At 65.1% G+C, this 22,792-nt stretch carries 22 protein-coding genes; 17 read left to right on the top strand and 5 right to left on the bottom strand.

What is annotated here, in order from left to right; genetic code table 11:
- The coding region (locus QM682_RS17865) for a pseudouridine synthase (RefSeq protein WP_415132203.1) at nucleotides 1-890 on the bottom strand (890 nt) is incomplete at its 3' end.
- A 109-nt stretch (nucleotides 891-999) separates the two neighbouring features.
- Here QM682_RS17865 and QM682_RS17860 point away from each other — a divergent pair.
- The 11 genes from QM682_RS17860 to QM682_RS17810 all read left to right on the top strand — a co-directional run bounded on the left by QM682_RS17860 (nucleotide 1,000) and on the right by QM682_RS17810 (nucleotide 14,480).
- Nucleotides 1,000-1,467, top strand: a complete 468-nt coding sequence (locus QM682_RS17860; protein WP_415132205.1) for a nucleoside deaminase — start codon at nucleotides 1,000-1,002, stop codon at nucleotides 1,465-1,467.
- Between the two features lie 76 nt (nucleotides 1,468-1,543).
- The gene (locus tag QM682_RS17855) at nucleotides 1,544-4,975 is read left to right on the top strand and encodes a pyruvate carboxylase (RefSeq protein ID WP_415132201.1); all 3,432 of its coding nucleotides are present in this window, start codon (nucleotides 1,544-1,546) and stop codon (nucleotides 4,973-4,975) included.
- Between the two features lie 173 nt (nucleotides 4,976-5,148).
- Nucleotides 5,149-6,027: an MBL fold metallo-hydrolase gene (locus QM682_RS17850; RefSeq protein ID WP_415132199.1), complete on the top strand. Its 879-nt coding sequence runs from the start codon at nucleotides 5,149-5,151 to the stop codon at nucleotides 6,025-6,027.
- Between the two features lie 63 nt (nucleotides 6,028-6,090).
- Nucleotides 6,091-7,065: a glutathione S-transferase family protein gene (locus tag QM682_RS17845; protein WP_415132197.1), complete on the top strand. Its 975-nt coding sequence runs from the start codon at nucleotides 6,091-6,093 to the stop codon at nucleotides 7,063-7,065.
- Between the two features lie 150 nt (nucleotides 7,066-7,215).
- The gene (efeU, locus tag QM682_RS17840) at nucleotides 7,216-8,058 is read left to right on the top strand and encodes an iron uptake transporter permease EfeU (RefSeq protein ID WP_415132195.1); all 843 of its coding nucleotides are present in this window, start codon (nucleotides 7,216-7,218) and stop codon (nucleotides 8,056-8,058) included.
- Nucleotides 8,055-9,206, top strand: coding sequence for an iron uptake system protein EfeO (efeO, locus tag QM682_RS17835; protein ID WP_415132193.1), 1,152 nt, complete (start codon nucleotides 8,055-8,057; stop codon nucleotides 9,204-9,206). Before efeU ends, efeO (QM682_RS17835) begins: the two co-directional genes overlap by 4 nt.
- A gap of 1 nt (nucleotide 9,207) precedes the next feature.
- Entirely contained in the window at nucleotides 9,208-10,491 is a 1,284-nt protein-coding gene (gene efeB / locus QM682_RS17830; protein ID WP_415132191.1) for an iron uptake transporter deferrochelatase/peroxidase subunit, read from the top strand.
- Nucleotides 10,492-10,531: 40 nt separating this feature from the next.
- Nucleotides 10,532-11,362 carry an iron uptake system protein EfeO gene (gene efeO / locus QM682_RS17825; RefSeq protein WP_415132189.1) on the top strand — a complete coding sequence of 277 codons (831 nt, stop codon included), beginning with the start codon at nucleotides 10,532-10,534 and terminating at the stop codon, nucleotides 11,360-11,362.
- 88 nt (nucleotides 11,363-11,450) lie between these two features.
- Nucleotides 11,451-12,326 (top strand): YcaO-like family protein, encoded by an 876-nt coding sequence (locus QM682_RS17820; RefSeq protein ID WP_415132187.1) that lies wholly within the window; start codon nucleotides 11,451-11,453, stop codon nucleotides 12,324-12,326.
- 10 nt (nucleotides 12,327-12,336) lie between these two features.
- Nucleotides 12,337-13,761, top strand: coding sequence for a hypothetical protein (locus QM682_RS17815; RefSeq protein WP_415132185.1), 1,425 nt, complete (start codon nucleotides 12,337-12,339; stop codon nucleotides 13,759-13,761).
- Nucleotides 13,758-14,480 carry a hypothetical protein gene (locus QM682_RS17810; RefSeq protein WP_415132183.1) on the top strand — a complete coding sequence of 241 codons (723 nt, stop codon included), beginning with the start codon at nucleotides 13,758-13,760 and terminating at the stop codon, nucleotides 14,478-14,480. The genes QM682_RS17815 and QM682_RS17810 overlap by 4 nt, the downstream gene beginning before the upstream one ends.
- Here the strand turns inward: QM682_RS17810 and QM682_RS17805 are convergent.
- The 3 genes from QM682_RS17805 to QM682_RS17795 form a co-directional block, all read right to left on the bottom strand.
- Nucleotides 14,477-16,366 carry an AfsR/SARP family transcriptional regulator gene (locus tag QM682_RS17805; protein ID WP_415132181.1) on the bottom strand — a complete coding sequence of 630 codons (1,890 nt, stop codon included), beginning with the start codon at nucleotides 16,364-16,366 and terminating at the stop codon, nucleotides 14,477-14,479. The two genes, QM682_RS17810 and QM682_RS17805, sit on opposite strands and share 4 nt — an antisense overlap.
- A 270-nt stretch (nucleotides 16,367-16,636) precedes the next feature.
- Entirely contained in the window at nucleotides 16,637-17,296 is a 660-nt protein-coding gene (locus tag QM682_RS17800) for a flagellar hook capping FlgD N-terminal domain-containing protein (RefSeq protein WP_415132179.1), read from the bottom strand.
- A gap of 12 nt (nucleotides 17,297-17,308) precedes the next feature.
- On the bottom strand, nucleotides 17,309-18,073 hold the full coding sequence (locus QM682_RS17795) for a flagellar hook-length control protein FliK (protein ID WP_415132177.1): 765 nt from the start codon (nucleotides 18,071-18,073) through the stop codon (nucleotides 17,309-17,311).
- Nucleotides 18,074-18,499: 426 nt separating this feature from the next.
- On the opposite strand from QM682_RS17795, the gene QM682_RS17790 reads away from it, so the two are divergent.
- The 6 genes from QM682_RS17790 to QM682_RS17765 all read left to right on the top strand — a co-directional run bounded on the left by QM682_RS17790 (nucleotide 18,500) and on the right by QM682_RS17765 (nucleotide 21,666).
- Entirely contained in the window at nucleotides 18,500-18,745 is a 246-nt protein-coding gene (locus QM682_RS17790; RefSeq protein ID WP_415132175.1) for a hypothetical protein, read from the top strand.
- Nucleotides 18,742-19,041: a hypothetical protein gene (locus tag QM682_RS17785; RefSeq protein ID WP_415132173.1), complete on the top strand. Its 300-nt coding sequence runs from the start codon at nucleotides 18,742-18,744 to the stop codon at nucleotides 19,039-19,041. Before QM682_RS17790 ends, QM682_RS17785 begins: the two co-directional genes overlap by 4 nt.
- Nucleotides 19,042-19,211: 170 nt before the next feature.
- Nucleotides 19,212-20,051 (top strand): flagellin, encoded by an 840-nt coding sequence (locus QM682_RS17780; RefSeq protein ID WP_415132171.1) that lies wholly within the window; start codon nucleotides 19,212-19,214, stop codon nucleotides 20,049-20,051.
- Nucleotides 20,052-20,135: 84 nt separating this feature from the next.
- Nucleotides 20,136-20,489, top strand: coding sequence for a flagellar biosynthesis regulator FlaF (locus QM682_RS17775; protein WP_415132169.1), 354 nt, complete (start codon nucleotides 20,136-20,138; stop codon nucleotides 20,487-20,489).
- Entirely contained in the window at nucleotides 20,486-20,890 is a 405-nt protein-coding gene (flbT, locus tag QM682_RS17770) for a flagellar biosynthesis repressor FlbT (RefSeq protein WP_415132167.1), read from the top strand. Before QM682_RS17775 ends, flbT begins: the two co-directional genes overlap by 4 nt.
- Nucleotides 20,887-21,666 carry a DUF1217 domain-containing protein gene (locus QM682_RS17765; protein ID WP_415132165.1) on the top strand — a complete coding sequence of 260 codons (780 nt, stop codon included), beginning with the start codon at nucleotides 20,887-20,889 and terminating at the stop codon, nucleotides 21,664-21,666. The genes flbT and QM682_RS17765 overlap by 4 nt, the downstream gene beginning before the upstream one ends.
- Before the next feature lie 78 nt (nucleotides 21,667-21,744).
- Here QM682_RS17765 and QM682_RS17760 read toward each other — a convergent pair whose 3' ends face one another.
- Nucleotides 21,745-22,143 carry a hypothetical protein gene (locus QM682_RS17760; protein WP_415132163.1) on the bottom strand — a complete coding sequence of 133 codons (399 nt, stop codon included), beginning with the start codon at nucleotides 22,141-22,143 and terminating at the stop codon, nucleotides 21,745-21,747.
- Between the last annotated feature and the right edge of the window lie 649 nt (nucleotides 22,144-22,792).

The raw sequence follows: 22,792 nt of genomic DNA, 5'->3' as shown, positions 1-22,792 counted from the left end.
TCCTCGCGGCGGGCGAAGGGCTTGCGATCACCGTCCTCACGCTTCGCAAAGGGCTTGCCGTAGGGCCTGCGATCCCCCTCATCACCGCGCCCGGCGCCGCGCTCGCGGAAATCGCGGGGCTTTTCCTCGGGCTCTCCGGTCAGAAGACCGCCAAGCTGGTCGCGCAGCACCTTGCGCTTGACCTCGCGGACCTCGTTCTCCTCGAGGCCGGTCAGCTTGAACGGGCCATAGCCGATGCGGATCAGCCGGTTCACGGTCAGCCCGACATGGGACATGGCGCGGCGGATCTCGCGGTTCCTGCCCTCGCGGATGCCGACGGTCAGCCAGGCATTGGCGCCCTGCTGACTGTCGAGATTGATCTCCATCGGGGCGAAATCCTCGCCATCAATGGTCACGCCCCGGCGCAGCGAGGCAAAGGTCAGGTCGTTGGGCGTGCCGTTCACGCGCACGCGGTAGCGGCGCAGCCAGCCAGTCGTGGGCAATTCCAACCGGCGCTTCAACTCGCCGTCATTGGTCAGAAGCAGCAGCCCCTCGGAGTTCAGGTCCAGCCGCCCCACGGACATCACCCGAGGCAGATCGCGCGGCAATGCGTCGAAAACGGTCTGACGCCCCTTTTCGTCGCTTTCGGTCGTCACCAGGCCCAGGGGCTTGTAATAAAGCCACAGGCGCGTCTCTTGCGGCTCGTCCATGCGCTTGCCGTCGATCACGATCCGGTCCGAGGGCAGCACGTCCAGCGCCGGGCTGTCGATCTTTGCGCCGTTCACGGTCACGCGGCCCTCAAGGATCATGCGCTCGGCCTCGCGGCGGCTGGCGACGCCGGCGCGCGCCATCATCTTGGCGATACGCTCGACCTGAGGGTTCTGGGGGTTCTGGGGGCTGTCTTCGGTCATCGCGATCTCCTGCGCATCTCTGCGGCGGCAAAGCAGCATCTCTACGCGCATTGACCCGGCTTTGAAAGCGGTTCTTGCGCGGCCCGCGCGCCTGGGCGAAAAAGCCCGGATGCCGTTTCTGTCGCATATGCCCCAGGCACTGGACCAGGCCCGCGCCGCCGCCCTGCGGGGCGAGGTGCCCGTGGGCGCCGTGCTGGTCTCGGCCCAGGGCAAGGTGCTGGCGGCGGACGGGAACCGCACGCGCGAGCTTTGTGATCCCACCGCCCATGCCGAGATCCTGGCGATTCGCGCGGCCTGCGCGAAACTGGGCAGCGAACGCCTGCCCGGCGCGCGGCTTTGGGTCACGCTGGAGCCCTGCCCGATGTGCGCCGCCGCGATTTCGGCCGCGCGGATCCAGGTGCTTTACTACGGCGCGGACGACCCGCGCATGGGTGGCGTGCGGCACGGCGCGCGGGTCTATGCCCATGCGCAATGCCACCACCGTCCCGAGGTGGTCGAAGGCATCGGCGCTACGGAATCGCGCCGGATGCTGCAAGAGTTCTTTCGCGATCTGCGCCGGGAAGCCGATCCGGGGTGACATGCGCGATGCGAGTGCTTGCGCCGCAACGCAGCATCGCTAAGCTGATCCGGTCCTGTGAACCCTGGGGAAACAGATGTTCCGTAAAATCCTGATAGCGAACCGAGGCGAGATCGCGATCCGCGTGATGCGGGCGGCGAACGAGCTGGGCAAGAAGACCGTCGCGGTCTATGCCGAGGAGGACAAGCTTGGCCTGCACCGCTTCAAGGCGGACGAGGCCTACCGCATCGGCGAGGGGCTGGGTCCGGTCGCGGCCTATCTGTCGATCCCCGAGATCATCCGGGTCGCGCGCGAAAGCGGCGCGGACGCGATCCATCCCGGCTATGGGCTTTTGTCCGAGAACCCCGATTTCGTCGATGCCTGCGTGGCGGCCGGGATCACCTTCATCGGTCCCACCGCAGATACGATGCGCGCGCTGGGGGACAAGGCCAGCGCCCGCAAGGTCGCGATGGGGGCGGGCGTGCCCGTCATCCCCGCGACCGAGGTTCTGGGCGACGACATGGAGGCGATCAAGCTTGAGGCCGCCGGGATCGGCTATCCGCTGATGCTGAAGGCCAGCTGGGGCGGCGGCGGACGCGGCATGCGGCCGATCACGGGCCCCGAGGAACTGCCCGAGAAGGTGCGCGAGGGCCGGCGCGAGGCCGAGGCCGCCTTCGGCAATGGCGAGGGCTATCTGGAAAAGATGATCCTGCGCGCCCGCCATGTCGAGGTGCAGCTTCTGGGCGACAGCCATGGCGGGCTTTACCACCTGTATGAACGCGACTGCACCGTGCAGCGCCGCAACCAGAAGGTCGTGGAACGCGCCCCCGCCCCCTACCTGAGCGACGCACAGCGCGCCGAGGTCTGCGAACTGGCGCTGAAGATCGGGCGCGCCGTCGGCTATCAGAACGCCGGCACCGTCGAGTTCCTGATGGATATGGACAGCGAGGCGTTCTATTTCATCGAGGTGAACCCCCGCGTCCAGGTCGAGCATACCGTGACCGAGGAGGTCACCGGCATCGACATCGTGCAGTCCCAGATCCTGATCGCCGAGGGCGCGACCCTGGCCCAGGCGACCGGCGTGGCCAGCCAGGCCGAGGTGCGGCTGAACGGCCACGCCCTGCAATGCCGGGTCACGACCGAGGATCCGCTGAACAATTTCATCCCCGATTACGGGCGCATCGCCGCCTACCGCTCGGCCACCGGGAACGGCATCCGGCTGGACGGCGGCACGGCCTATGCGGGGGGCGTGATCACGCGCTTCTACGATTCGCTTCTGGTCAAGGTGACCGCCCATGCCCAGACGCCGGAAAAGGCCATCGCGCGGATGGACCGGGCGCTGCGCGAATTCCGCGTGCGCGGCGTCGCGACGAACATCGAATTCGTCATCAACCTGCTGAAGCATCCGACATTCCTGGATGACGGCTATACGACCAAGTTCATCGACACGACGCCGGACCTGTTCGCGTTCAGAAAGCGCCGCGACCGTGCGACGAAACTGCTGGTCTATATCGCCGACATCAGCGTCAACGGCCATCCCGAGACGGCGGGCCGCCCCCGCCCCCCGGCCGAGGCGCGCGCGCCCGTCGCACCCAAGCTGCGCGCCGCGCCGCGCCCCGGCACGCGCCAATTGCTGGAAGCCCAGGGCGCGCAAGCCGTCGCCGACTGGATGCTGGCGCAAAAGCACCTGCTGATCACCGACACCACCATGCGCGACGGGCACCAGTCGCTTTTGGCGACCAGGATGCGCTCGATCGACATGATCCAGGCCGCGCCCTCCTATGCCGCGAACCTGCCCGGCCTGCTCAGCGTCGAATGCTGGGGCGGCGCGACCTTCGACGTGGCCTACCGCTTCTTGCAGGAATGCCCCTGGCAGCGGCTGCGCGACATCCGCGCGGCGATGCCGAACCTGATGACGCAGATGCTGCTGCGGGCCAGCAACGGCGTGGGCTACACCAATTACCCCGATAACGTGGTGCGGGAATTCGTGCGCCAGGCGGCCGAGACCGGCATCGACCTGTTCCGCGTCTTCGACAGCCTGAACTGGACCCAGAACATGCGCGTCGCCATGGACGCGGTGATAGAAACCGGCAAGATCTGCGAGGCCGCGATCTGCTACACGGGCGACCTGCTGGACCCGGACCGCGCGAAATACGACCTGCGATATTACCTGACCATGGCGCGCGAACTGCGCGACGCCGGCGCGCATGTGCTGGGCCTGAAGGACATGGCGGGGCTTTTGAAGCCCGCCCAGGCAAGCGTGCTGATCAAGGCGCTGAAGGAAGAGGTCGGCCTGCCGGTCCATCTTCACACCCATGACACCGGCGGCATCGCGGGGGCGACGATCCTTGCGGCCTCCGCCGCCGGCGTCGATGCGGTCGATTGCGCCATGGACGCGTTCTCGGGCAATACCTCGCAGCCCTGCCTGGGCTCGATCGTCGAGGCGCTGCGCCTGACGGATCGCGACACCGGCCTGGACATCGACGCCATCCGCGAGATGTCCAACTATTGGGAGGCGGTCCGCGTTCATTACACCGCCTTCGAAAGCGGCTTGCAGGCCCCCGCCTCCGAGGTCTGGCTGCACGAGATGCCCGGCGGCCAGTTCACCAACCTCAAGGCCCAGGCGCGCAGCCTTGGGCTTGAGGACCGCTGGCACGAGGTGGCCCATGCCTATGCCGAGGTGAACCGGATGTTCGGCGACATCGTCAAGGTCACGCCCAGTTCCAAGGTGGTGGGCGACATGGCGCTGATGATGGTGGCCCAGGGCCTGACCCGCGCCCAGGTCGAGGATCCGGCCGTCGAGGTGGCTTTCCCCGACAGCGTGGTGGACATGATGCGCGGCAATCTGGGCCAGCCCCCCGGCGGCTGGCCCGAGGCGCTGCGAAGGAAGGTCCTGAAAGGCGAGGAACCGCTGCTGACGCGGCCCGGCGCCTCGATGCCGCCGGTCGACCTGGAGGCCACGCGCGCCAAGCTCGGCCAGGATCTGGGCCTGCCGGTCGATGACGAGGATCTGAACGGATATCTGATGTATCCCAAGGTCTTCACCGATTACATGGCGCGCCACGAGACCTATGGCCCCGTCCGCACCCTGCCCACCCGGACCTTCTTCTATGGCATGGAGGCCGGGGAACAGATCTCGGCCGAGATAGACCCCGGCAAGACGCTGGAAATCCGCCTGCAAACCCTGGGAGAGACCGACGATCAGGGCGAAGTGAAGGTGTTTTTCGAACTGAACGGCCAGCCGCGCGTGATCCGGGTGCCGAACCGCCTGATCAAGTCGCAGACCGCGGCCCGACCCAAGGCCGATCCCGCGAACGACGGCCATATCGGCGCGCCCATGCCGGGCGTGGTCGCCTCGGTCGCGGCGACGGCGGGCGCGAAGGTCAGTCCGGGCGACCTGCTGCTGACCATCGAGGCCATGAAGATGGAAACCGGCATCCATGCCGACCGCGAGGGCGTGATCAAGGCCGTCCATGTCACCCCGGGACAAGGTATCGACGCAAAGGATCTGCTGGTCGAGATCGAATGACTGAACGGGGGCGCAAGCCCCCTTTCGCACAGGCCGCGCGAGAGATTTGGTTTCTAAAACAGATCTGATTTCTGGAAGATATTTCCGATAATTGGCAGTTATTTTCCTTTTTATTCCAAGTTATGGCTGGTATTGAGGAAGGATATTCCGGCAGAAGTTGAAAGACCCGTCCCATGACCCATGTGCCCGAGGTGACGGGTTTTTACGATGAACGCAGCGGATCGGTGGAATATGTGGTGGCCGATCCCGCCACCGGCCATTGCGCGATCATCGACCCGGTGCTGGATTACGATGAGAAATCGGCGGCCACCGCCACAATCCGGGCCGAACGGCTTCTAAGCTTCGTGGACGAGCGGGGCTATGCGCTGCAATGGGTGCTGGACACGCATCCGCATGCTGACCATCTTTCCGCCGCCGACTACCTGCGGCGGCGCACCGGCGTCCCCATCGGGATAGGCGCGAAGGTGGTCGAGGTCCAGAAACTGTGGAAGGATTTCTATGACCTGCCAGACTTTCCCGCCGATGGCCGACAATGGGACCGGCTTTTCAGCGATGGCGACAGCTTCATGCTGGGCAAGATCCCCGTGCGGGTCATGCTGTCGCCGGGCCATACGCTCGCCTCGGTCAGCTATGTGATCGGCGACGCGGCCTTCGTGCATGATACGATGTTCATGCCCGACAGCGGCACGGCGCGGGCAGATTTTCCGGGCGGCAGCGCCCGCGCGCTGTGGCACTCGATCCAGGCGATTCTGGCCCTGCCGGACCAGACGCGGCTTTTTACCGGCCATGACTATCGCGCCGGCGGCCGCCCGCCCGCCTGGCAGTCCAGCCCCGCCGAGCAAAGGGCCGCGAACATTCACCTTTCGCACCGCCCGACCGAAGCGGAATTCATCGCGGCGCGCGAAGCGCGCGACCGCTCGCTGCCCATGCCCCGGCTGATCCTGCACGCCTTGCAGATCAACACCAATGCCGGCCGCCTGCCGGAACCCGGCCCGAATGGCCGTCGCTATCTGAAGATCCCGCTGGACCTGCTGCACGCGCCCTGGGACTGAAGAGCCATGGACAAACGCGCCCCGACGCGCTTGCTTGCATAGCGGCAGCGGGAAGGTGACGGCATGGGCCAATTGATCGAAGGGGTCTGGCGCGACCAATGGTATGATACCGAAAGCACCGGAGGGCGCTTTCAGCGCACGACCACCGCCTGGCGGAACTGGATCACCCCGGATGGCGGCGCCGGCCCCTCGGGCGAGGGCGGCTTCGGGGCGGAAAGCGGGCGTTATCACCTTTATGTCTCGCTGGCCTGCCCCTGGGCGCATCGCGCGCTGATCTTTCGCGCGCTGAAAGGGCTGGAGCCGCATATCGGGGTCTCGGTCGTTCATCCCGACATGATGGAGCAGGGCTGGACCTTCGCGCGCGATTTCCCCGCCGCGACCGGGGACCGGCTGTTCGGCCTGGACTATCTGCGCGAGCTCTATCTGAAGGCCGATCCCAAAGCCTCGGGGCGGGTGACGGTTCCGGTGCTTTGGGACAAGCGGCGCGACTGCATCGTCAGCAATGAAAGCGCCGAGATCATCCGCATGTTCAACAGCGCCTTCGACGGGCTGACCGGCAATCGCGACGACTATTACCCCACCCCGCTGCGCGGACGGATCGAGGCGCTGAACGCCCGGATCTACGATCAGGTGAACAATGGCGTCTACAAGGCCGGCTTCGCCACCAGCCAGGCCGCCTATGACGAGGCCGTGCATCCGCTGTTCGAGGCGCTGGACTGGCTTGACGGGCTGCTGGCGGAAAACCGCTACCTGACCGGGGATCGCCTGACCGAGGCGGATTGGCGGCTTTTCACCACGATGGTCCGCTTCGATCCGGTCTATCACATGCATTTCAAATGCAACCGGAAATGGCTGCGGGAATATCCCAGCCTCTGGGCCTGGACGCGCGAGCTTTACCAATGGCCCGGCGTGGCCGAGACGGTCGATTTCAACCATATCGTGCGGCACTATTACCATAGCCACGCAACCATCAACCCCAACCGCATCATCCCCATCAATCCGGTCATCGACTGGCATGCGCCACATGGCCGCGGATAAGCCCTCCGGGGCGGATTGACAAAAAGAGTCGGGCAGCTATTCAAAGGGACGCCGCTTTCAGGCGGCGACTTGCCGCGATGCCCTTCCGCACGCTTTCCGCCCGGCGTCGGACCTGCACCACGACAACCATGTTGGGGGACAGACAGGCAGATGCTTGCACCGTTTCTGATCATGCTGCGCGAGGGGCTGGAAGCGGCCCTGATCGTCGGCATCATCGCGGCCTATCTACGCCAGACCGGCCGCCAGGCATGGCTGCCCGCCATCTGGGTGGGTGTGCTTCTGGCCGTGGCGCTGGCGCTTTTCGCGGGCGCGGCGCTGCAACTGGCCAGCGCCAGCTTTCCACAAAAGGCGCAGGAACTGTTCGAGGCGGTGATCGGCCTCATCGCCGTCGCCGTGCTGGTGGGCATGGTGTTCTGGATGCGCCGCGCCGCGCGCTCGATCAAGGCCGAGCTGCATAGTTCGGTCGATCATGCGCTGGGGCGTTCCGGCGCGGCGGGCACCTGGGCGCTGATCGGCATGGTGTTTCTGGCCGTCGCGCGCGAGGGGCTGGAATCGGTGTTCTTCCTGCTGGCGATCTTTCAGCAAAGCCGCGATGCCGGCGCCCCCATCGGCGCGGGGCTGGGTCTTGTGGCCGCCATCGGCGCGGGCTGGGCGCTTTACGCGGGCTCGCTGCGCATCGACCTGCGCCGCTTCTTCCGCTGGACCGGGATCTTCATCATCCTGGTCGCGGCCGGGCTGTTCGCCGGCTCGCTCAGGGCGCTGCATGAGGCGGGGCTGTGGAACAGCCTGCAAGCCCCGCTTTACGATCTTAGCGGCATCCTGCCCGAATCCAGCCCGCTGGGCACCGTCCTTTCCGGCCTGCTCGGCTATCGCGAGGCACCCTCGGTGGGCGAGTTCGTGGCCTGGGCGGTCTTCCTGGTCGTCACCCTGACCCTGTTCCTGCGCCCGGCGTCCCCGCGCCTGCCCCGATCCGAGGCCCTGGCCCGCAAATGAGCAATCCCCCCTCTCGCGCCATCTATATCGCCATCCTGGGCGCGGCGGCCCTGGCGGTCGCCGGCGGCGCCGCCTTCTGGGAGGCGTCGCGGCGGCAGGCGGCGGATACCCCGGATGCCGATCAGCAGATCACCGTCACCGCGACGGAATGCCAGCCCAATACCGTCACCGTGGCGGGCGGGCGGCGCAGCTTTCAGATCCAGAATGCCAGCGACCGCCCCATCGAATGGGAGATCGTGGATGGCGTCATGGTCGTGGCCGAGCGCGAGAACATCGCCCCCGGCTTCAGCGCCAGGCTTGAGGCGCAGCTTCAGCCGGGGCGCTACGACATGACCTGCGGCCTGCTGTCGAACCCCAGGGGCACGCTGACCGTGACGCCCTCGGACGAGGCGAGCGCGGCGGCCTCGGAGGTGACGCTGAAGCGGTTCCTGGGGCCTTTGTCGGAATATCGCGTCTATCTGGTGATGCAGGGCAATGCGGCGGTGAAATCGGCGCAGGCGCTTGAGGCGGCCATCGCCTCGGGCGACCTTGAGGCCGCGCGCGCCGCCTGGGCCAAGGCACGGCTGCCCTATCGCCGGATCGAGCCGATGGCCTATCGGCTCTCGGACCTGGAAAACGCCATTGATCCCAGCGCGGCCTATCTGGCGCGGCGCGAGGAGGATCCCGGCTTCACCGGCTATCACCGACTGGAATACGGCCTTTTCCGGCAGGGCAGCACCCAGGGGCTGGCCCCGGTGGCCGAAAAACTGGTCGCCGATCTGCAAGCACTGGCGAAGCGGCTGAAAGAAATGCCCCTGGACCCGGCGCTGCTTCTGGACCTGCCCGGTCCCGCCGCGACCCGGCTGGCCGAAGCGCAGGTGCCGCAGGGCGAGAACGCCTATGCCGGCAACGATCCGCAGGACTTCCAGGCCAGCGTCGAGGGGATCGGCAAGCTGACCGGGCTTCTGGGCCAATTGGCGGCCAGCGTCGACCCCGCGCTGCATGACCGGATCCAGACCGCGCAGAAACGCGCCGAGGAAGCCGTCGCCGCGATGCAGGGGCGGCCCTATGACCAGGTTCCGGCCCAGCAGCGCCAGGGGTTCGCACAGGATCTGGCCGCGCTGGCGGCGGATCTGGGCAAGCTGCGCCCCGTGATCGGGATGAACTGAGATGCGCCGCGACCAAGGCCCCGACCGACGCCGCGTGATTCTGGGACTGGGGGCCGGCGCCCTGGGCGCCGCCGCCGCCCGCGCCGAACCCGCCGCGCCGGCCCGCAAGGTCGATGACGCGCCCCTGGGCCATGCCGACACGGCGGCGCAATCCGTGCCCTTCCACGGCCCGCATCAGGCCGGGATCACCACGCCGCGCCCCGCCTCGGGGCTGCTCGCCAGCTTCGATCTGGTCGCCTCGTCGCTTGATGAGGTCGAGGCGATGCTGCGCCGCCTGACCGCCCGCATGGCCTTCCTGACCCAGGGCGGCCCGGTCGAGGAGCGCGACCCAAAGCTGCCCCCCGCCGATTCGGGCCTGCTGGGTCCGGTCGTCGCGCCCGACAGCCTGACCATCACCCTGGGCCTGGGCGACAGCTTCTTTGCCGGCCTTCCGCAGCTTGCCCCCCTGAAGCCGGCGCGGCTGCAACGGATGACGCAATTCCCCAACGACGCGCTTGAGGCGGATCAGTGCCATGGCGATGTCTCGCTGCAATTCTGCGCCAATTTGCAGGACACGAACATCCATGCGCTGCGGGACGTGGTGAAGAACCTGTCCGAATTTCTGGTGCTGCGCTGGATGGTCGAGGGCAGCGTGCCCCCGGTGCCGCCCGCACCCGACGGCTCGACCCCCAGCGCGCGGAACTTCCTGGGCTTCCGCGACGGCTCGGCCAATCCCGATTCGCGCGATGGGGCGCTGATGGACGAACTGGTCTGGACCTCGGGCGCCGAGGAGCCCGCCTGGACCCATGGCGGCAGCTATCAGGCGGTGCGGATCATCCGCAACATGGTCGAACGCTGGGACCGCACCCCCCTGGCCGAGCAGGAGCGCATCTTCGGCCGCGCCAAGATGAGCGGCGCGCCCCTGGGCGCCGGGCCGCATGCCACCGAGCACGACACACCCGATTACGCGACAGACCCCGAAGGCAAGCACATCGCCATGGACAGCCATATCCGCCTGTCCAATCCGCGCAGCCCGGCCAGCGATGAAAACCGCATCCTGCGCCGCCCCTTCAACTATTCGCGCGGCGCACTGAAGAACGGCCAGCTTGATCAGGGGCTTTTGTTCATCGCCTGGCAGGCCGATCTGCAAAAGGGCTTCATCACCGTGCAGGAGCGGCTGAACGGAGAGCCGCTGGAAGAATATATCAAACCGGTCGGCGGGGGCTATTTCTTCGCCCCGCCGGGCGCGTCCGGCCCACAGGATTATCTGGGCGCGGGCCTTGTCGAAGCAGCCAGGCGGGCGTGACCCGTCAAGCCGAACCCGAACCCCTAGACGGAGCATGACAATGATCGGGACGAAACTGAAATCGACGGCGCTTGCCTTCGCATTGGCCGGCTGCTGGGCTGGCGCGGCCATGGCGGCCGAACCCTCGCTGGAGCTTGTGGAGCCGCTGGCCGAATACAAGATCTATGTGGCCGAGCATACCGAGAAGCTGGTCTCGGATGTCGAGACCTTCACCGCCGCGATCAAGGCGGGCGACACGGAAAAGGCCAAGGCGCTTTTCGCGCCCACCCGCACCAGCTACGAGGCGATCGAGCCGATCGCCGAACTGTTCTCGGACCTGGACGTGTCGATCGACGCCCGCGCCGACGATTACGAGAAGGCCGAGGCGGACCCGGCCTTCACCGGCTTTCACCGCATCGAATACGGGCTTTGGCATGACGGCTCGACCAAGGGGCTTGACGCGCTGGCCGACGGTCTGCTGGCCGACGTGAAGACCCTGAACGAACGCATCAACGCGCTGACCTTCCCGCCCGAGGTCGTCGTGGGGGGCGCCGCCGCGCTGATGGAGGAAGTGGCCGCGACCAAGATCTCGGGCGAGGAAGACCGTTATTCGCGCACCGATCTTTGGGATTTCGACGCGAATTTCGCCGGCTCGAAAAAGATCTACGACCTGTTCCGCCCGCTCGTGGCGCCGCAGGACGCCGCTTTCGTCGAGAAGGTGGACGGCAACTTCAAGGCCGTGGACGAGGTGCTGGCCAAATATCGCGACGCGGATGGCAAATACGTCTCGTATGAGGAACTGAGCGACGCGGACCGCAATGTGTTGGCCGCCAAGGTCAACACCCTGGCCGAGGATCTGGCGACGCTGCGCGGCAAGCTGGGACTGGGCTAGACCCCTCCGCCCGGAAATTCACATCGCGATCACGCCGGTCGCCTAGAAGGGGGTGGCACCCACCCCTTTCGAAGGTTTGCATGCGTTGATGACGAAACGGATTTTTGCCGGGGACGAACTTGCCGCCTCTTGGCGTTGCTTTGACTGGCGCGAGAATTTCCTCGCGCCGGGTCTTTCGATCCTTCAGGCGCTGACCGGCCAAGGCCAGACCGCCAGCGGCGCCGGGTTGAGCCGGGCCGAAGCCTATGACCGCTGCATCGGTGAAACGGCGGAGCTGCTTGCGCTGGCGCGGATGCAGGCCCAGGGCGACAACTTCGAGGCGACCCGCGACGGCATCGCCGCCCATGCCGACCCTGCCGAGGCCCGCGCCTCCGCCATCTGCGAGGCACATGAGCGGCGCGCCGTCGCCGCCTGGTGGTTGGGCCATGCCCCCGCGCGGCCCATCGCGCCGCATTGGCTGCTGCACAGCGGCACCGCCGAGCTTCTGGCCCGCGCCCGGCGCGGCGCGGCGCTGAAACGGCCGACCGATTTCTGGCTGATCGAGATGGGCCATGGCCCGCATGTGGTCATCGCCCGCAGCATGAGCCTTGAACGTCAGGACCCGGTGCTGGGCTATGGCGTCCATCGCGATCCGGCGCGCGCCGCCGAGAAGGCCCTGCGCGAGCTTCTGCTGATGGAACTGAACCTGATGGAGCTTCTGGCCGCGCGCGCGCATGGCAGCGACGGCGCCTATCAGTCGGTGCAGGACCGCATCCGCGACTTCGCCCGGCGCGGCCCCCAGCTTTTCCCCGACCAGCCCCCGGTCGTCCCCGGCCCGCCCGTCGAAGGCCGTGATCTGGACTGGTTCGACCGCCCCCCGCATCTATGCGACCTGCTGCCGGGGGGCGAAATCGAGGTCTGGCTTTGCCGCCCGGACACGCCCCCGCCCCGCTTCAGCCGGGAAACCGGCCTGCCTTATCTATAGGAGCCATCCCATGTCGGAACCCTCGGTGATGATCGGCTGTCCGATGGGCTGCGCGCCAGGCCGGATCGCGTTGCGCGCCGTCCCCCCGGATACCAGGGCGGCGCCGGATCAGGGCGCCGATCCCGCGCCGCTTCTGCCCGAGGACGACCGCCGCCACGTCGCGCCGCGCCTGCCCGAGGTGCTGGAATGGTCCACCCGCGACTGGCGCGCGGCCTGCCTGGCACAGGTCGCGCATATCCCCTCGGGCTATACCTATCTGGCGCAACTGATGGGCCATGACATCGGATCCAGCACGCCCAGCGACGCCGTGCCCTATGTGGACCAGGCGGGCGGGCGGCGCGCGCCCTTCTATAATCTGATCGACAATCCGCTGACGCTGGAAACGATCTACGGTCCCGGTCCCTCGTTGCTGGCCCATATCTACGACCCCGAGACGATGCTGTTTCGCCTGACCCCCGGCGCGCGACTGGCGCGGATCTATGCGCGGGGGCGCGACAGCCTGTCCGATGCCGACCCCCGCCCGATCCGCGCCCTTTATGACGAGCGGAACCGCGATTCCCTGATGCTGCACGAACTGGCCGTGGCCTGGATGCAGTTCCACAACCTTTGCGCCCGCCGGCTGATGACGCAGGGGCTGGACCCGCTGACCGCCTATTGCCAGGCCCGCGCCCATGTCGTGCGGGTCTGGCACGCGGTGCTGCGCGACGACCTGCTGCCGCGCTTCCTGCATCCCCAGATCGCGGCGCTGGACCCGGCCGCCCTGCCCCCCGTCTGGGAGCTGGGCGAGACCTCGCTGCTGGCCGGGCTGTGCCGCAGCTTCCACGGCCTGCCGCTGGCGGCCTATCCGCTGGGACGCTCGGGCGTGCATAACCTGGGCAAGCTGCTGAAGCGCGGTTACGATATCAGCGAGGCCGAGGCCGCCTGGCAGATCGACTGGGCGCTTTTCTTCGGCACCCTGCCCGAAGGGCCGATGACCGGACTGTCGGCCAGCGTGGCCTCGGAATTGCGCGCGCCGGTGCGGGCGGCGGCGGTGATGGCGCTGGACAATGACGCGGCGGTCCGGCTTGATCCGATGCGCCCCGGCAGCACAGCGATCCAGGCCGCCATCGCCGCCCTGCCCGGCGACTGGCCTGCGCGGCTGGCACCGGCACGGCTGGCGCAGGATTTCAACGCGGCCTTTCCCGCCTCGCCCATCCGCATCGACACCGCCGCGCTGCGCTGGGGACCACTGTTCCAGTTCCTGATGGTCGAGGCGCAGCTTCACGGCCGGCTGGGCGGCTTCGGCCCTCTGGGCAGCGCGCTTCTGATGGCCTCGGTGCTGGGCGCGGCGCGGCGCGTCGTCCTGGCCCGCGAAACCCGCCGCACCGCCGCGCTGCCGCGACCGACCGGCATGCTTGACCTGCTTAATCTGACCCGGATGGAGAAGACAAAATGACAGGAACGAAATATATCATCATCGGCGCCGAGGTCGATCAGCCCGGCGCCTGGCTGCACAAGGACGGCACCATCAGCACCAAGAAGGGCGCCGATGGCGAGGCCCTGAACGTCGAATTCATCGGCCGCCTGATGGTCGATCTGTCGGCGCGCGGCAAGGCCAACGTCCCCAAGGCCGAGCTTGCGGCCCTTGAAGCGCAGGTCAAGCACGCGCTGATGGTGCAGGACTTCTCGACCCAAAGCGGCGACGCCGTGCTGACCGAGGTCGAGCGCGACCTGATCCTGGCCAATACCAGCGTCCGCATCGAGTTCGAGACCCGGCGCCGCAGCAAGAGAAAGCCCGACCGCAACACCCGCGTCCTGGTCGTCCCCTCGGACGAGACGCTGGGGATCACGGATGCGCTGCTGCGCGCCCAGGGCCAGGCCGAGGGCTTTCGCCCACCTCTCTCATATGAGCTTGACCATGCGCTGATGCTGGCCAGCATGCGCGATGAGATCCTTGAAATCGTGCGCGAATTCGCCGGCAAGAAGCCGGATGGCTGGACCCCGGCCCTGCAAGCGGCGCTTGAGACGCATGTGGACAAGGCCATCCGCGACCGCTCGGTATTCAAGGATCCGAATGGCAAGCCCGCGCGCGACATCAAGAACGAGATCATGGCAAGCCCGCTGCGCGCCTTCCACCGCTCGGTCGGGATCTATGCCACGAACATGTGCCGCTAGTGCCGGATCAGGCCGCGCGCCTGATCCACCTGGTCCAGGACCTGGCGCAGATCCTCGCGCCAGTTTTCATGCCGCAGCGGAAAGGCCGACAGGAACCAGTCCAGCAGATCGGCGTCCCCCGGCTTGGGCGGGCCATGCCACGAGCGGCGCAGTTCGGCCAGATAGGCATCCAGCCGCAGCGCCGCCTCCTTGGTGCGGCCCATCCGCCACAGCGCCGCGGCATGCCAGCCCCCGGCCGTGGGCATCAGGCCCGCGCCCTTTTCGCATTGTCGGGCGGCGGCCTCGTGATTGCCCAGAAGGTAATCGGCGGCGGCCAGGTAGATCTGGTGGAACGGCTCCATCGCCGGGGCATGGGACTTTGCCTCGGCCACAAGCGCGGCGGCCTTGGCCAGGTCGCCGGTAAAGGAAAAGCCCAGCGCGGCCGAAACCAGCGTCAGCATATTGCTGCGATTCAGGTTCAGCGCCTGGTCGAAATGGAAATCGGCCAGATCGAAATAGCCCATGTGGCAAAAGCACCAGGCCAGCACGCGATGCGCCCGCGTGTCCATCGGATCGGCCGAGACCGCCACGATGGCATGATGCATCGCATCACGGCGCAGGTCGTCGGTCTGGAAGGTGCCGGGCAGCAGCACATGCCGCACGTTCAGCGCCCCGGCCAGTTCGGCATGGGCCGGGCCGAAGCGCGGCGCGCGGGCGGTGATCTCGCGCAGGATCGCCAGCGCCTCGCCCTCGGTCTCGTGCGACCAGTCGTCCAGCAGCGCCTGCGCCCGCAGCCAGTCGTCATAGATCCCCACGCCCGGATCCGCCAGCGAGCGGTCCGAGACCACGACCGACAGCGCCCCGGCGATATTCGACAGCAACATCCGGGCCTTGTGCTCCCAATCGGTCTGGGGCTCGTCGATCCATTCCGACCAGACCAGATGGCCGCCGGCGCCGCGCTGGACCTCGGCGAAAAGCCGCAGCGTGCCGGACAGAAAGAAGGGCCGCAGCAGGATGCGGACCTGCGGCGCCTCGGTCCCGTCATCGACGACGCGCCATTCGCGAAAGCGGCCCAGGCGCATGCGCAGATCGGCGAAGACGACGCCGGCAAGCGCCTCCAGCGGGCCGCCATCGCCAGCGCCGGGCATCATCTGGACGCTCAGCGTCACCTGCGGTTCGCGCTCGATCTGGGCGGGATGGCGCGCGCCGCCGGTCGGGTCCAGCTTGATCGCCGCCAAAAGCTCGACCGTCTCGGCCTCGGGCTCCTGGTCGAAGGCTTCGTCAAGATGCGCGTAAAGCGCGTTATAGCGTTCGATGGCGCGGGTGGGCTTGCCCGCCTGCCAGTCCAGCCGCATCAGAAGTCGCGCGGCGCTTTCGTTGGCGGGCTCAAGCTGGACCGCGAATTCGGCCATCCGGCGGCGGGCGCCGTCATCGCCGGCAAGCTGCGCCAGGCGGTCGTCCAACGACTGGCGCAGCGCCGCCAGAATCTTGGCCCGTGTGATCGCCAGCCAACTGTCGAACGAGGCGCTGATCCCCTCAAGCTGCTGGGCCGTGTCGATCAGCCGCCGCGCGCGGGCGCCGGTCTGTTCGGTGAAATCCGGGGCCGCGATCAGGGCGGCAAGCTCTTCCTGCAACAGGAAGCGCCGGGGCAGGCAAAGCGCGATCTCGCCCATACTGGTGTCAAGGCTCGGCCCCGGCACTTCCTCCATGGCGCGGCGGATATGCTTTACGGCCTGCCTATACGAGGCCGAGGCCTTCTGCTCGTCGCTATCCTGCCAAAGCAGATCCGCGATCTTCTCGGTCCGGTGCGAGCGGGCGCCGTCCACCATCAGAAAGAACAGCAGCGCCCTGCCCTTGCGCAACCGCAGGGCGTCCAGCACGTCCAGAAGGCCTTGAAGCAGAGGCATGGCGAAGCACGTATCTCGGGGCTTGGGCGAAGCGTGGATCCCTTCATAACGCCCGGACCCCCGCAGGTCCATGACTTGTGAATCGTCGCCATGCGGAACGCCGGCCAAGACCACGCGGCAACCGGCGGAGTGCCCCCTGCCAGGCGCCCTGCCCTGAAGGCCGGCAGCGGGGTCCTTGTGAAAGCGCGGCCATGGGGCCCATGCCCCCTGAACGCGCCCGCCGGTTTCAGCCGGAACGCCGCGCCCTCGAACCGCGGCATCGCCCCCGCGCTATTGCCGCAGCGCCGTCACCTCGCTCACCGCGACCGGATTGCCGCCTTCCAGGACCAGCACCGCCCCATCCGGGGTCAGTTCGGCCCCCGTCACCTTCGAATAGGCGGGCACATCGCCGCGCGCCAGCACCTCGTCATCCCTGAGCGATTCGATGCGGAACTGGTAAAGCCCCTCGGGCATCGCCGATCCGTCCGTCTTCAGGCCCTGCCAATCCACCTCACCCGAGCCGGTGCCGATGCTTTCCCGCGACAACTCTCGGCCCTGCGCATCCAGAACGATCAGCCGAACCTCATCCGCCTGGCTCTCGGGCTCGACCTGCAAGGTCAAGGGCGCGCCATCATACCAGACCGGCGCCGTGGTCCGCACCTCGCGCCCGATCCATTGCGACAACTGCCCCAGATCGCCCCCGGTCGAGTTGGTCAGCATCTGCGTCAGCAGGTCATTCGTCTTGGCCTGCTGCTCGACCCCCGAGAAGGTCGCAAGCTGGACCGCGAACTCGCTGCTTTCCATCGGGTTCAACGGGTCCTGGTTCTGCAACTGCGTCGTCAGCATGCGCAGGAATGTTTCGAAATCGCCCCCGCTTGCCTCCGTCTCTTTCGAGAGCGTCGTATTGTTCGCGACCGCCGAAATGCCGCTTCCCTGAATGCTGGTAACCATGGCAATACCTCTTTAGATTCGAATATCTAGCCGTCGTCCGGCCTGTTGCCGGGGCGTGCTGGGTAATGTTGTTTCCACCGCCTCGACCGGCAGGTCGGCGCGGCCCATGCCGGACCTCTCGCGCCCCTGCTGGCGGGTATTCTCGCCGAACGACAGCGAGGCGCCGCCAAATCCGGTGTCGCGCAACTCGCGTTCAAGAAGATCGGCATTCCGCCGCAGTAGATCCAGAACATCCGCATTGTCGGAATGAACCGAAACCATGGGCCTTTCGCCGGCGGTGATGACCAGCCTGATTTTGCCCAACTCCTCCGGCGTCAGGGTAATCTCGATCCGGTTCCGATCCGCGCCCTGCAAACCCTCGGCGATCTGGCGCGAGATGTCGCGCGCCTGCTCGGCATGATGCCGCAAGTTGGGCAGATGGGAAGGCTGCACCGCCTCCTGCCGCGATTCGCGGGCAAGATGCAGCTTGATCTCGGCGATCATCGTTTCCTGCGGCCCGTCCCGCGATGCCGGATCCAGGGGGGAGGGATCGAGTTCCGACCCCACGGGCGCGGCGTATTCGCGCGGGGCGGGCGCGGCTTCCGAAGGTTTCTGTGCCCCCGCCCGTTCGACCGCGACCTGCCTTTGCGGCGCCTGCCGGTCCCCCGGCTGCAATCCCTGTCCAAAGACGCCCGATCGGGCAAGGGCTTCCGCCTTGGCCCCTTCAACGCCTTCGGGCAGCGCCGCCTCGTTCGCTTCCTCAAGATGCGGCATCTGGGGCACGATCAGACGGGACAAGGCATCCCCAGTCTCCGGCTCGCAGGCGGCCTCCTCCGAATCCCCTTGTTGGGCCGAAGACGCCACGTCCTGCTGGGTCGGGGCCAACCTGGCAGGCGCTGCCGAACTCTGCTCGACCGCTTGGACTGCGGCCCCCGTCTCCGTGGCATCGGTCGATTCGCTATCTTGCCGATCCTCGCCGGCCGCCTCATCCGCCGGATCGGCCGACGGCCCGGCCGTGTCCTTCAGGATCCGGTCGAACGCCTCGCTGCCCGGCGCCTTCGTTCCAGAAACGGCGCAGGATCTTGACGGCGGCAGATTGTCGAAAACGGCTATTTGCATCACGGTTTCCATAACTGGTTCAGGCCGCAGATAGCACGCCAGGATTACCAAAAAATTTACCGGAACCTGCTAGAGCCTGCGGAAGCGAAGCATAGGAGGTTTTTTATGGAAATATCGCCGATCAACCCAGCGACCCCGCCCTCGGTCAAGGCCAGTCAGGTCTCCGACGGGCTTGAGAAAGCTTTTCTGGCCGAGATGTTGAAATATTCCGGCCCCAAGCCCGATCAAAGCGAATTCGGCGGCGGAATCGGCGAGGAGCAGTTTTCAAGCATGCTGAACGACACCTATGCCCAAGCGCTGTCGCGGCGCCTGGACCTGCATCTGACAGGCCGGATCGGAGCCGCGAAATGAAGTTCGACGAAATCCGCAAGGCCCGGCAGGCCCTGGCCCAGCTTGACCCCGAACGGGCGCTTGAGCTGCTTGAAACGCTGCGGTCGCGCGGCAGGCCCGCGCCCGCCGAGGTGGAAATCCTGGCGCGAAAGCTTGTTGAATTGCGCGATGCCGCCGCCGCAACCGCCGAGGGCATGGCCCAGGCCCGCGCGCAGTTGAAAGAGCTTCTGGCGCAGACCAGCCGCCTCGACACCTATGATCAGGCGGGCCACCGGCACAGCCGCGACCTGAACCCTCCGCTGGTGCGGAAGTTTTGATTAAAATCCCAAGTGATAATGCTTTGCGCCAGCGTCAGATTTCAGCTTTTGTTCACGAGTGACGTTTAGATACGTCCATGTGCTTCAGATGCACCGGGCAAAGCCCCGTAGGTCAGAATGGCCAATATTTGCAACGGGATAAAATTATCCCATAGAATTGGAGTTAAAATATGTCCAGCATTTTGACCAACAGCTCGGCCATCGTCGCCCTGCAAACGCTGAAAAACATCAACGGAAACCTGTCGAAAACTCAGAATGAGATCTCGACCGGCAAGACCATCAACAACGCCAAGGACAACGCGGCGCTGTGGTCGATCGCCAAGACCATGGAGATGGATCAAAGCTCGGCCTCGATCATTCAGAAAAACCTGAACGTCGCCTCCGAAACCGTCGGAACGGCTCGCATGGGTGCCGAAAGCATCCTGGATAAGCTGGGAGACATCAGCGATCTGATCCAAAGCGCGAACAGCAGCGACAAGCCATTCGCGACTATTCAGACACAGATCGCTGAAAAGTCCGCCCAAATTACCGCGATCATCTCTACGACCCAGACCAATGGCGTCAACCTGCTGAGCACCAACGGCGTGAACGGCGGCGCGACCTATACCGTTCTGGCCTCAATGGACCGCGCTGGCACCGCGATCACCCCGGCAACCATCGATGTTGACTCGGTCGACTTCGAAGCGAATCTGGACATGACCACCCTGACTCCGATCACCGACCAAATCACGGCGGCGCAGGCGTTGACCGATCTCCAGGCTCTTATCACCACTGCGAAAGAGGGCGTCGCCGCCCTGGGCGCCAAGGGTTCGCGCATCGCGGATCAATCAGACTTCGTCGGAAAGCTCGCAGATTCGCTGAAGCTCAGTGTCAGCGCCCTGGTCGACGCTGATATGGAAGAAGCGTCGGCGCGTCTGCAAGCCCTGCAAACCCAGCAGCAACTGGGCATTCAGTCGCTGTCGATCGCCAACCAGGCGCCCTCGGCGATCCTGTCGCTGTTCCGTGGCTAAAACCGGATTGAGGGCGCCTTTGGGCGCCCTCTTTTCATGAAGGTTGATCGAACCTAGTATGGGAACACTCAATTGAATGCTGTAATGTCTTTCTCGAAACGTGCATATGGCAGCCCAGTCCTTCGCGGTGCGCGAGATACGGAATATGACGTGCTTTCCAAGATCACCCGGATGCTTCATAAAGCGCCGAAAACCTGCGAAAGTGCCGAAACGATAAGTGCCGTCTCAAAAAATGGCGAGCTCTGGACGATCTTCGCCAAGGATCTCGTTGAAAGCAATAATGGGCTTCCCGACGAGGTCAAGGCCGGCCTACTATCTCTCTCAGGCTTCGTGTTGCGCCACGGCATGCTGGTGCTCAGCGGCAAAGGCCAAACCGACATCCTGATCGAGATCAATCTGTCGGTGATGAAAGGTCTTCGCGGAGGCGAAGAAAAATGAGCGGACTGATCCTGAAACTCGCCCCAAAAGAGCGAATCTTGATCAACGGCGCCGTGCTTGAGAACGGCGAAAAACGAACGAAAATCTCGATCAAGACGCCCAATGCGAACATCTTGCGGCTTCGCGATGCGATTCATCCCAATGATGCCGACACGCCCGTTTCCAGGCTTTGTTACATTTGCCAACTGATCCTGACCGGCGACACCAAGGAAGATGCGATCAAAGAGCAGATTCTGCTCGCTCTTTCCGAACTGTCCAAGGTTTTCTCGGATCCCGACAGCACACGCCTGTTGAAGGCTGCAGCCGAAAGCATAGCCGAAAGTAACTATTACGCGACCCTGCGTCACCTGAAATCTCTTCTACCGCGCGAAGAGCGTTTACTTTCCATGAGGTCCGCATGACCTATGATGTTCAGCTTGGATCGGGGGGATTTTCTGGCTGGAAACTCCTGGAAAAAACCCAGGAACGGCAACAAGCCATCTTCGCGAAAGATCGGCAGATCGTGAGTGCGCAGGATTATTTCTCCAAAAATCTTCCCGCGGTTCAGAAGGCCGAATACTTTGTCAAGGATTACAAGCTTCTTTCGGTTGCGCTCCGGGCCTTCGGTCTGGACGCTGATTTACCCAACAAGGCTTACATAAAGAAGGTTCTCGAGTCAGATCCGTCAGACAAGACCAGCTTCGTGAATCGTATCTCCGACAAGCGATATCTGAAGCTTAACATGGCATTGGGCTTTGGCGGCAGCGACAGTACCACCGCAACTCAGGACAGCAAGCCTATCCTGAATGCCTATGTCCTTCGATCCTTCGAGAAGAACATAGGCGAAAGATATCAGGATATCGAACTGGCGCTGAACGCCAAAAGAGAACTGCCAGAGCTTGCATCCTCTACCTCCAGCGAAAATGCAAAATGGTACCAGATCATTGCATCAAAACCTCTACGTCTCGTCATGGAGAGCGCGCTGGGGCTTAGTTCGAGCTTCACATCCTTGCCAGTAGAACGCCAATTGACAGAGATGAAGACACGCTTCAGTCGGGTAATGGGCACGGACAGCCTTGCCGCGCTCTCCAATACCGAAAACCTGGACAAGCTGGTCAAGACGTACCTGATTAGATCGCAGCTAAGCTCTTCGCCCAGTTCACCAAGATCAGTCGCCCTAACACTTCTTCGATCATGATTTCAACATTGGTAGCGCTTTCGGATTTAGGTTCACTTACGCAGATTTCACCTAAAGACTGAATGATCGGTTTATTATTTAACAGGCTGCTGAAATAGTCGACCTCGACCTAGTTTGCGGAACATGATTCACCCTGCCCAGGGCGATGGCGGGGGCAAAGATGCGCGGGACGGAGCAGGCGACCCAGAGCGGCACGCCCGACGCGGTCGTCAGCGGCCAGCCGTCTCGGGTCGGGTCCGACATCCAGAAACTGATTGCCCCCTCCTGGCAGGTCTTGTGAAAGAACTGATCGAAGGTCTCGCGTTGGTTCTGCGACAGCAACAGGGACATGGAGACCGACTTCGCGACCGAGGAGAACCGGCGGCGATATCCGGGCGGGCCAGCGTCGTTCTGGCGCTTGCGGCGGGCATCCTGCGGTTGAAGCCACCAGTTATCCCGTTCCGGGCGCGGCAGGGATGTGGGCCAGGTCGCGATCATGGGCGCAGCCGCGTCGCACGCCGGACGCCATAGCCGGCGGCCATGGTCTTGGCGGTGGTACCACCCGGTGTGCCGAGCCCCTCTTCAACCCCGCATAAGACACGTCGCTAACGACGTCGTTATGCACGTCCCATACCGGATCGACACAAAGTCAGGCAGGCGGTGGCAATCGGCCGATTACGGTTCAAATCCGCATCGCGCTCATGAACCGCTTCGCGTCACTCGGGACGCCCGAGACCGTTCGCATGCGCTGACACAAGCCGGGAAAGGGACACGGGCAGCCTCAAGAAGAATAGCGCAACAAAGCCTCGGGCAGCGCTTCGCCCCCCTCGTTCTGATGGCCCTCTCCAGCTGGATGCCCGGCGCCGGTATGGACTCGCTTTACGTCCACCAGAGCCGATTTCTTTAAATATTATCAGCATGCTGCGCGATGACGGCTGGATACGTGCCAGATGTCGATCAGATGCGTGATCACAGTCGCCAGATCACTCGCTTTCACCCCCGGACCTGCACGGCCCGTCGACCTTCGCAAATGCCTTCGAAAATTTCTCTTGTGTGTTCAGTTTCTTGCGAGACTTATCGCTATTGGGCCGTCCAGTGCCAAGGTTAGCCCCCCTACACCCAGATGCCTTAGCGTGGCACCGCGTTC

It is taken from the genome of Paracoccus sp. (in: a-proteobacteria) (assembly GCF_047605025.1).
GTDB lineage: Bacteria > Pseudomonadota > Alphaproteobacteria > Rhodobacterales > Rhodobacteraceae > Paracoccus.
This window is presented reverse-complemented; position numbering and strand designations above follow the sequence as displayed.

Coding starts and splice junctions, on each gene's coding strand:
- QM682_RS17860 (WP_415132205.1), top strand. CDS start 1,000: ATGCCGTTTCTGTCGCATATGCCCCAGGCACTGGACCAGGCCCGCGCC.
- QM682_RS17855 (WP_415132201.1), top strand. CDS start 1,544: ATGTTCCGTAAAATCCTGATAGCGAACCGAGGCGAGATCGCGATCCGC.
- QM682_RS17850 (WP_415132199.1), top strand. CDS start 5,149: ATGACCCATGTGCCCGAGGTGACGGGTTTTTACGATGAACGCAGCGGA.
- QM682_RS17845 (WP_415132197.1), top strand. CDS start 6,091: ATGGGCCAATTGATCGAAGGGGTCTGGCGCGACCAATGGTATGATACC.
- efeU (WP_415132195.1), top strand. CDS start 7,216: ATGCTTGCACCGTTTCTGATCATGCTGCGCGAGGGGCTGGAAGCGGCC.
- efeO (WP_415132193.1), top strand. CDS start 8,055: ATGAGCAATCCCCCCTCTCGCGCCATCTATATCGCCATCCTGGGCGCG.
- efeB (WP_415132191.1), top strand. CDS start 9,208: ATGCGCCGCGACCAAGGCCCCGACCGACGCCGCGTGATTCTGGGACTG.
- efeO (WP_415132189.1), top strand. CDS start 10,532: ATGATCGGGACGAAACTGAAATCGACGGCGCTTGCCTTCGCATTGGCC.
- QM682_RS17820 (WP_415132187.1), top strand. CDS start 11,451: ATGACGAAACGGATTTTTGCCGGGGACGAACTTGCCGCCTCTTGGCGT.
- QM682_RS17815 (WP_415132185.1), top strand. CDS start 12,337: ATGTCGGAACCCTCGGTGATGATCGGCTGTCCGATGGGCTGCGCGCCA.
- QM682_RS17810 (WP_415132183.1), top strand. CDS start 13,758: ATGACAGGAACGAAATATATCATCATCGGCGCCGAGGTCGATCAGCCC.
- QM682_RS17805 (WP_415132181.1), bottom strand. CDS start 16,366: ATGCCTCTGCTTCAAGGCCTTCTGGACGTGCTGGACGCCCTGCGGTTG.
- QM682_RS17800 (WP_415132179.1), bottom strand. CDS start 17,296: ATGGTTACCAGCATTCAGGGAAGCGGCATTTCGGCGGTCGCGAACAAT.
- QM682_RS17790 (WP_415132175.1), top strand. CDS start 18,500: ATGGAAATATCGCCGATCAACCCAGCGACCCCGCCCTCGGTCAAGGCC.
- QM682_RS17785 (WP_415132173.1), top strand. CDS start 18,742: ATGAAGTTCGACGAAATCCGCAAGGCCCGGCAGGCCCTGGCCCAGCTT.
- QM682_RS17780 (WP_415132171.1), top strand. CDS start 19,212: ATGTCCAGCATTTTGACCAACAGCTCGGCCATCGTCGCCCTGCAAACG.
- QM682_RS17775 (WP_415132169.1), top strand. CDS start 20,136: ATGTCTTTCTCGAAACGTGCATATGGCAGCCCAGTCCTTCGCGGTGCG.
- flbT (WP_415132167.1), top strand. CDS start 20,486: ATGAGCGGACTGATCCTGAAACTCGCCCCAAAAGAGCGAATCTTGATC.
- QM682_RS17765 (WP_415132165.1), top strand. CDS start 20,887: ATGACCTATGATGTTCAGCTTGGATCGGGGGGATTTTCTGGCTGGAAA.
- QM682_RS17760 (WP_415132163.1), bottom strand. CDS start 22,143: ATGATCGCGACCTGGCCCACATCCCTGCCGCGCCCGGAACGGGATAAC.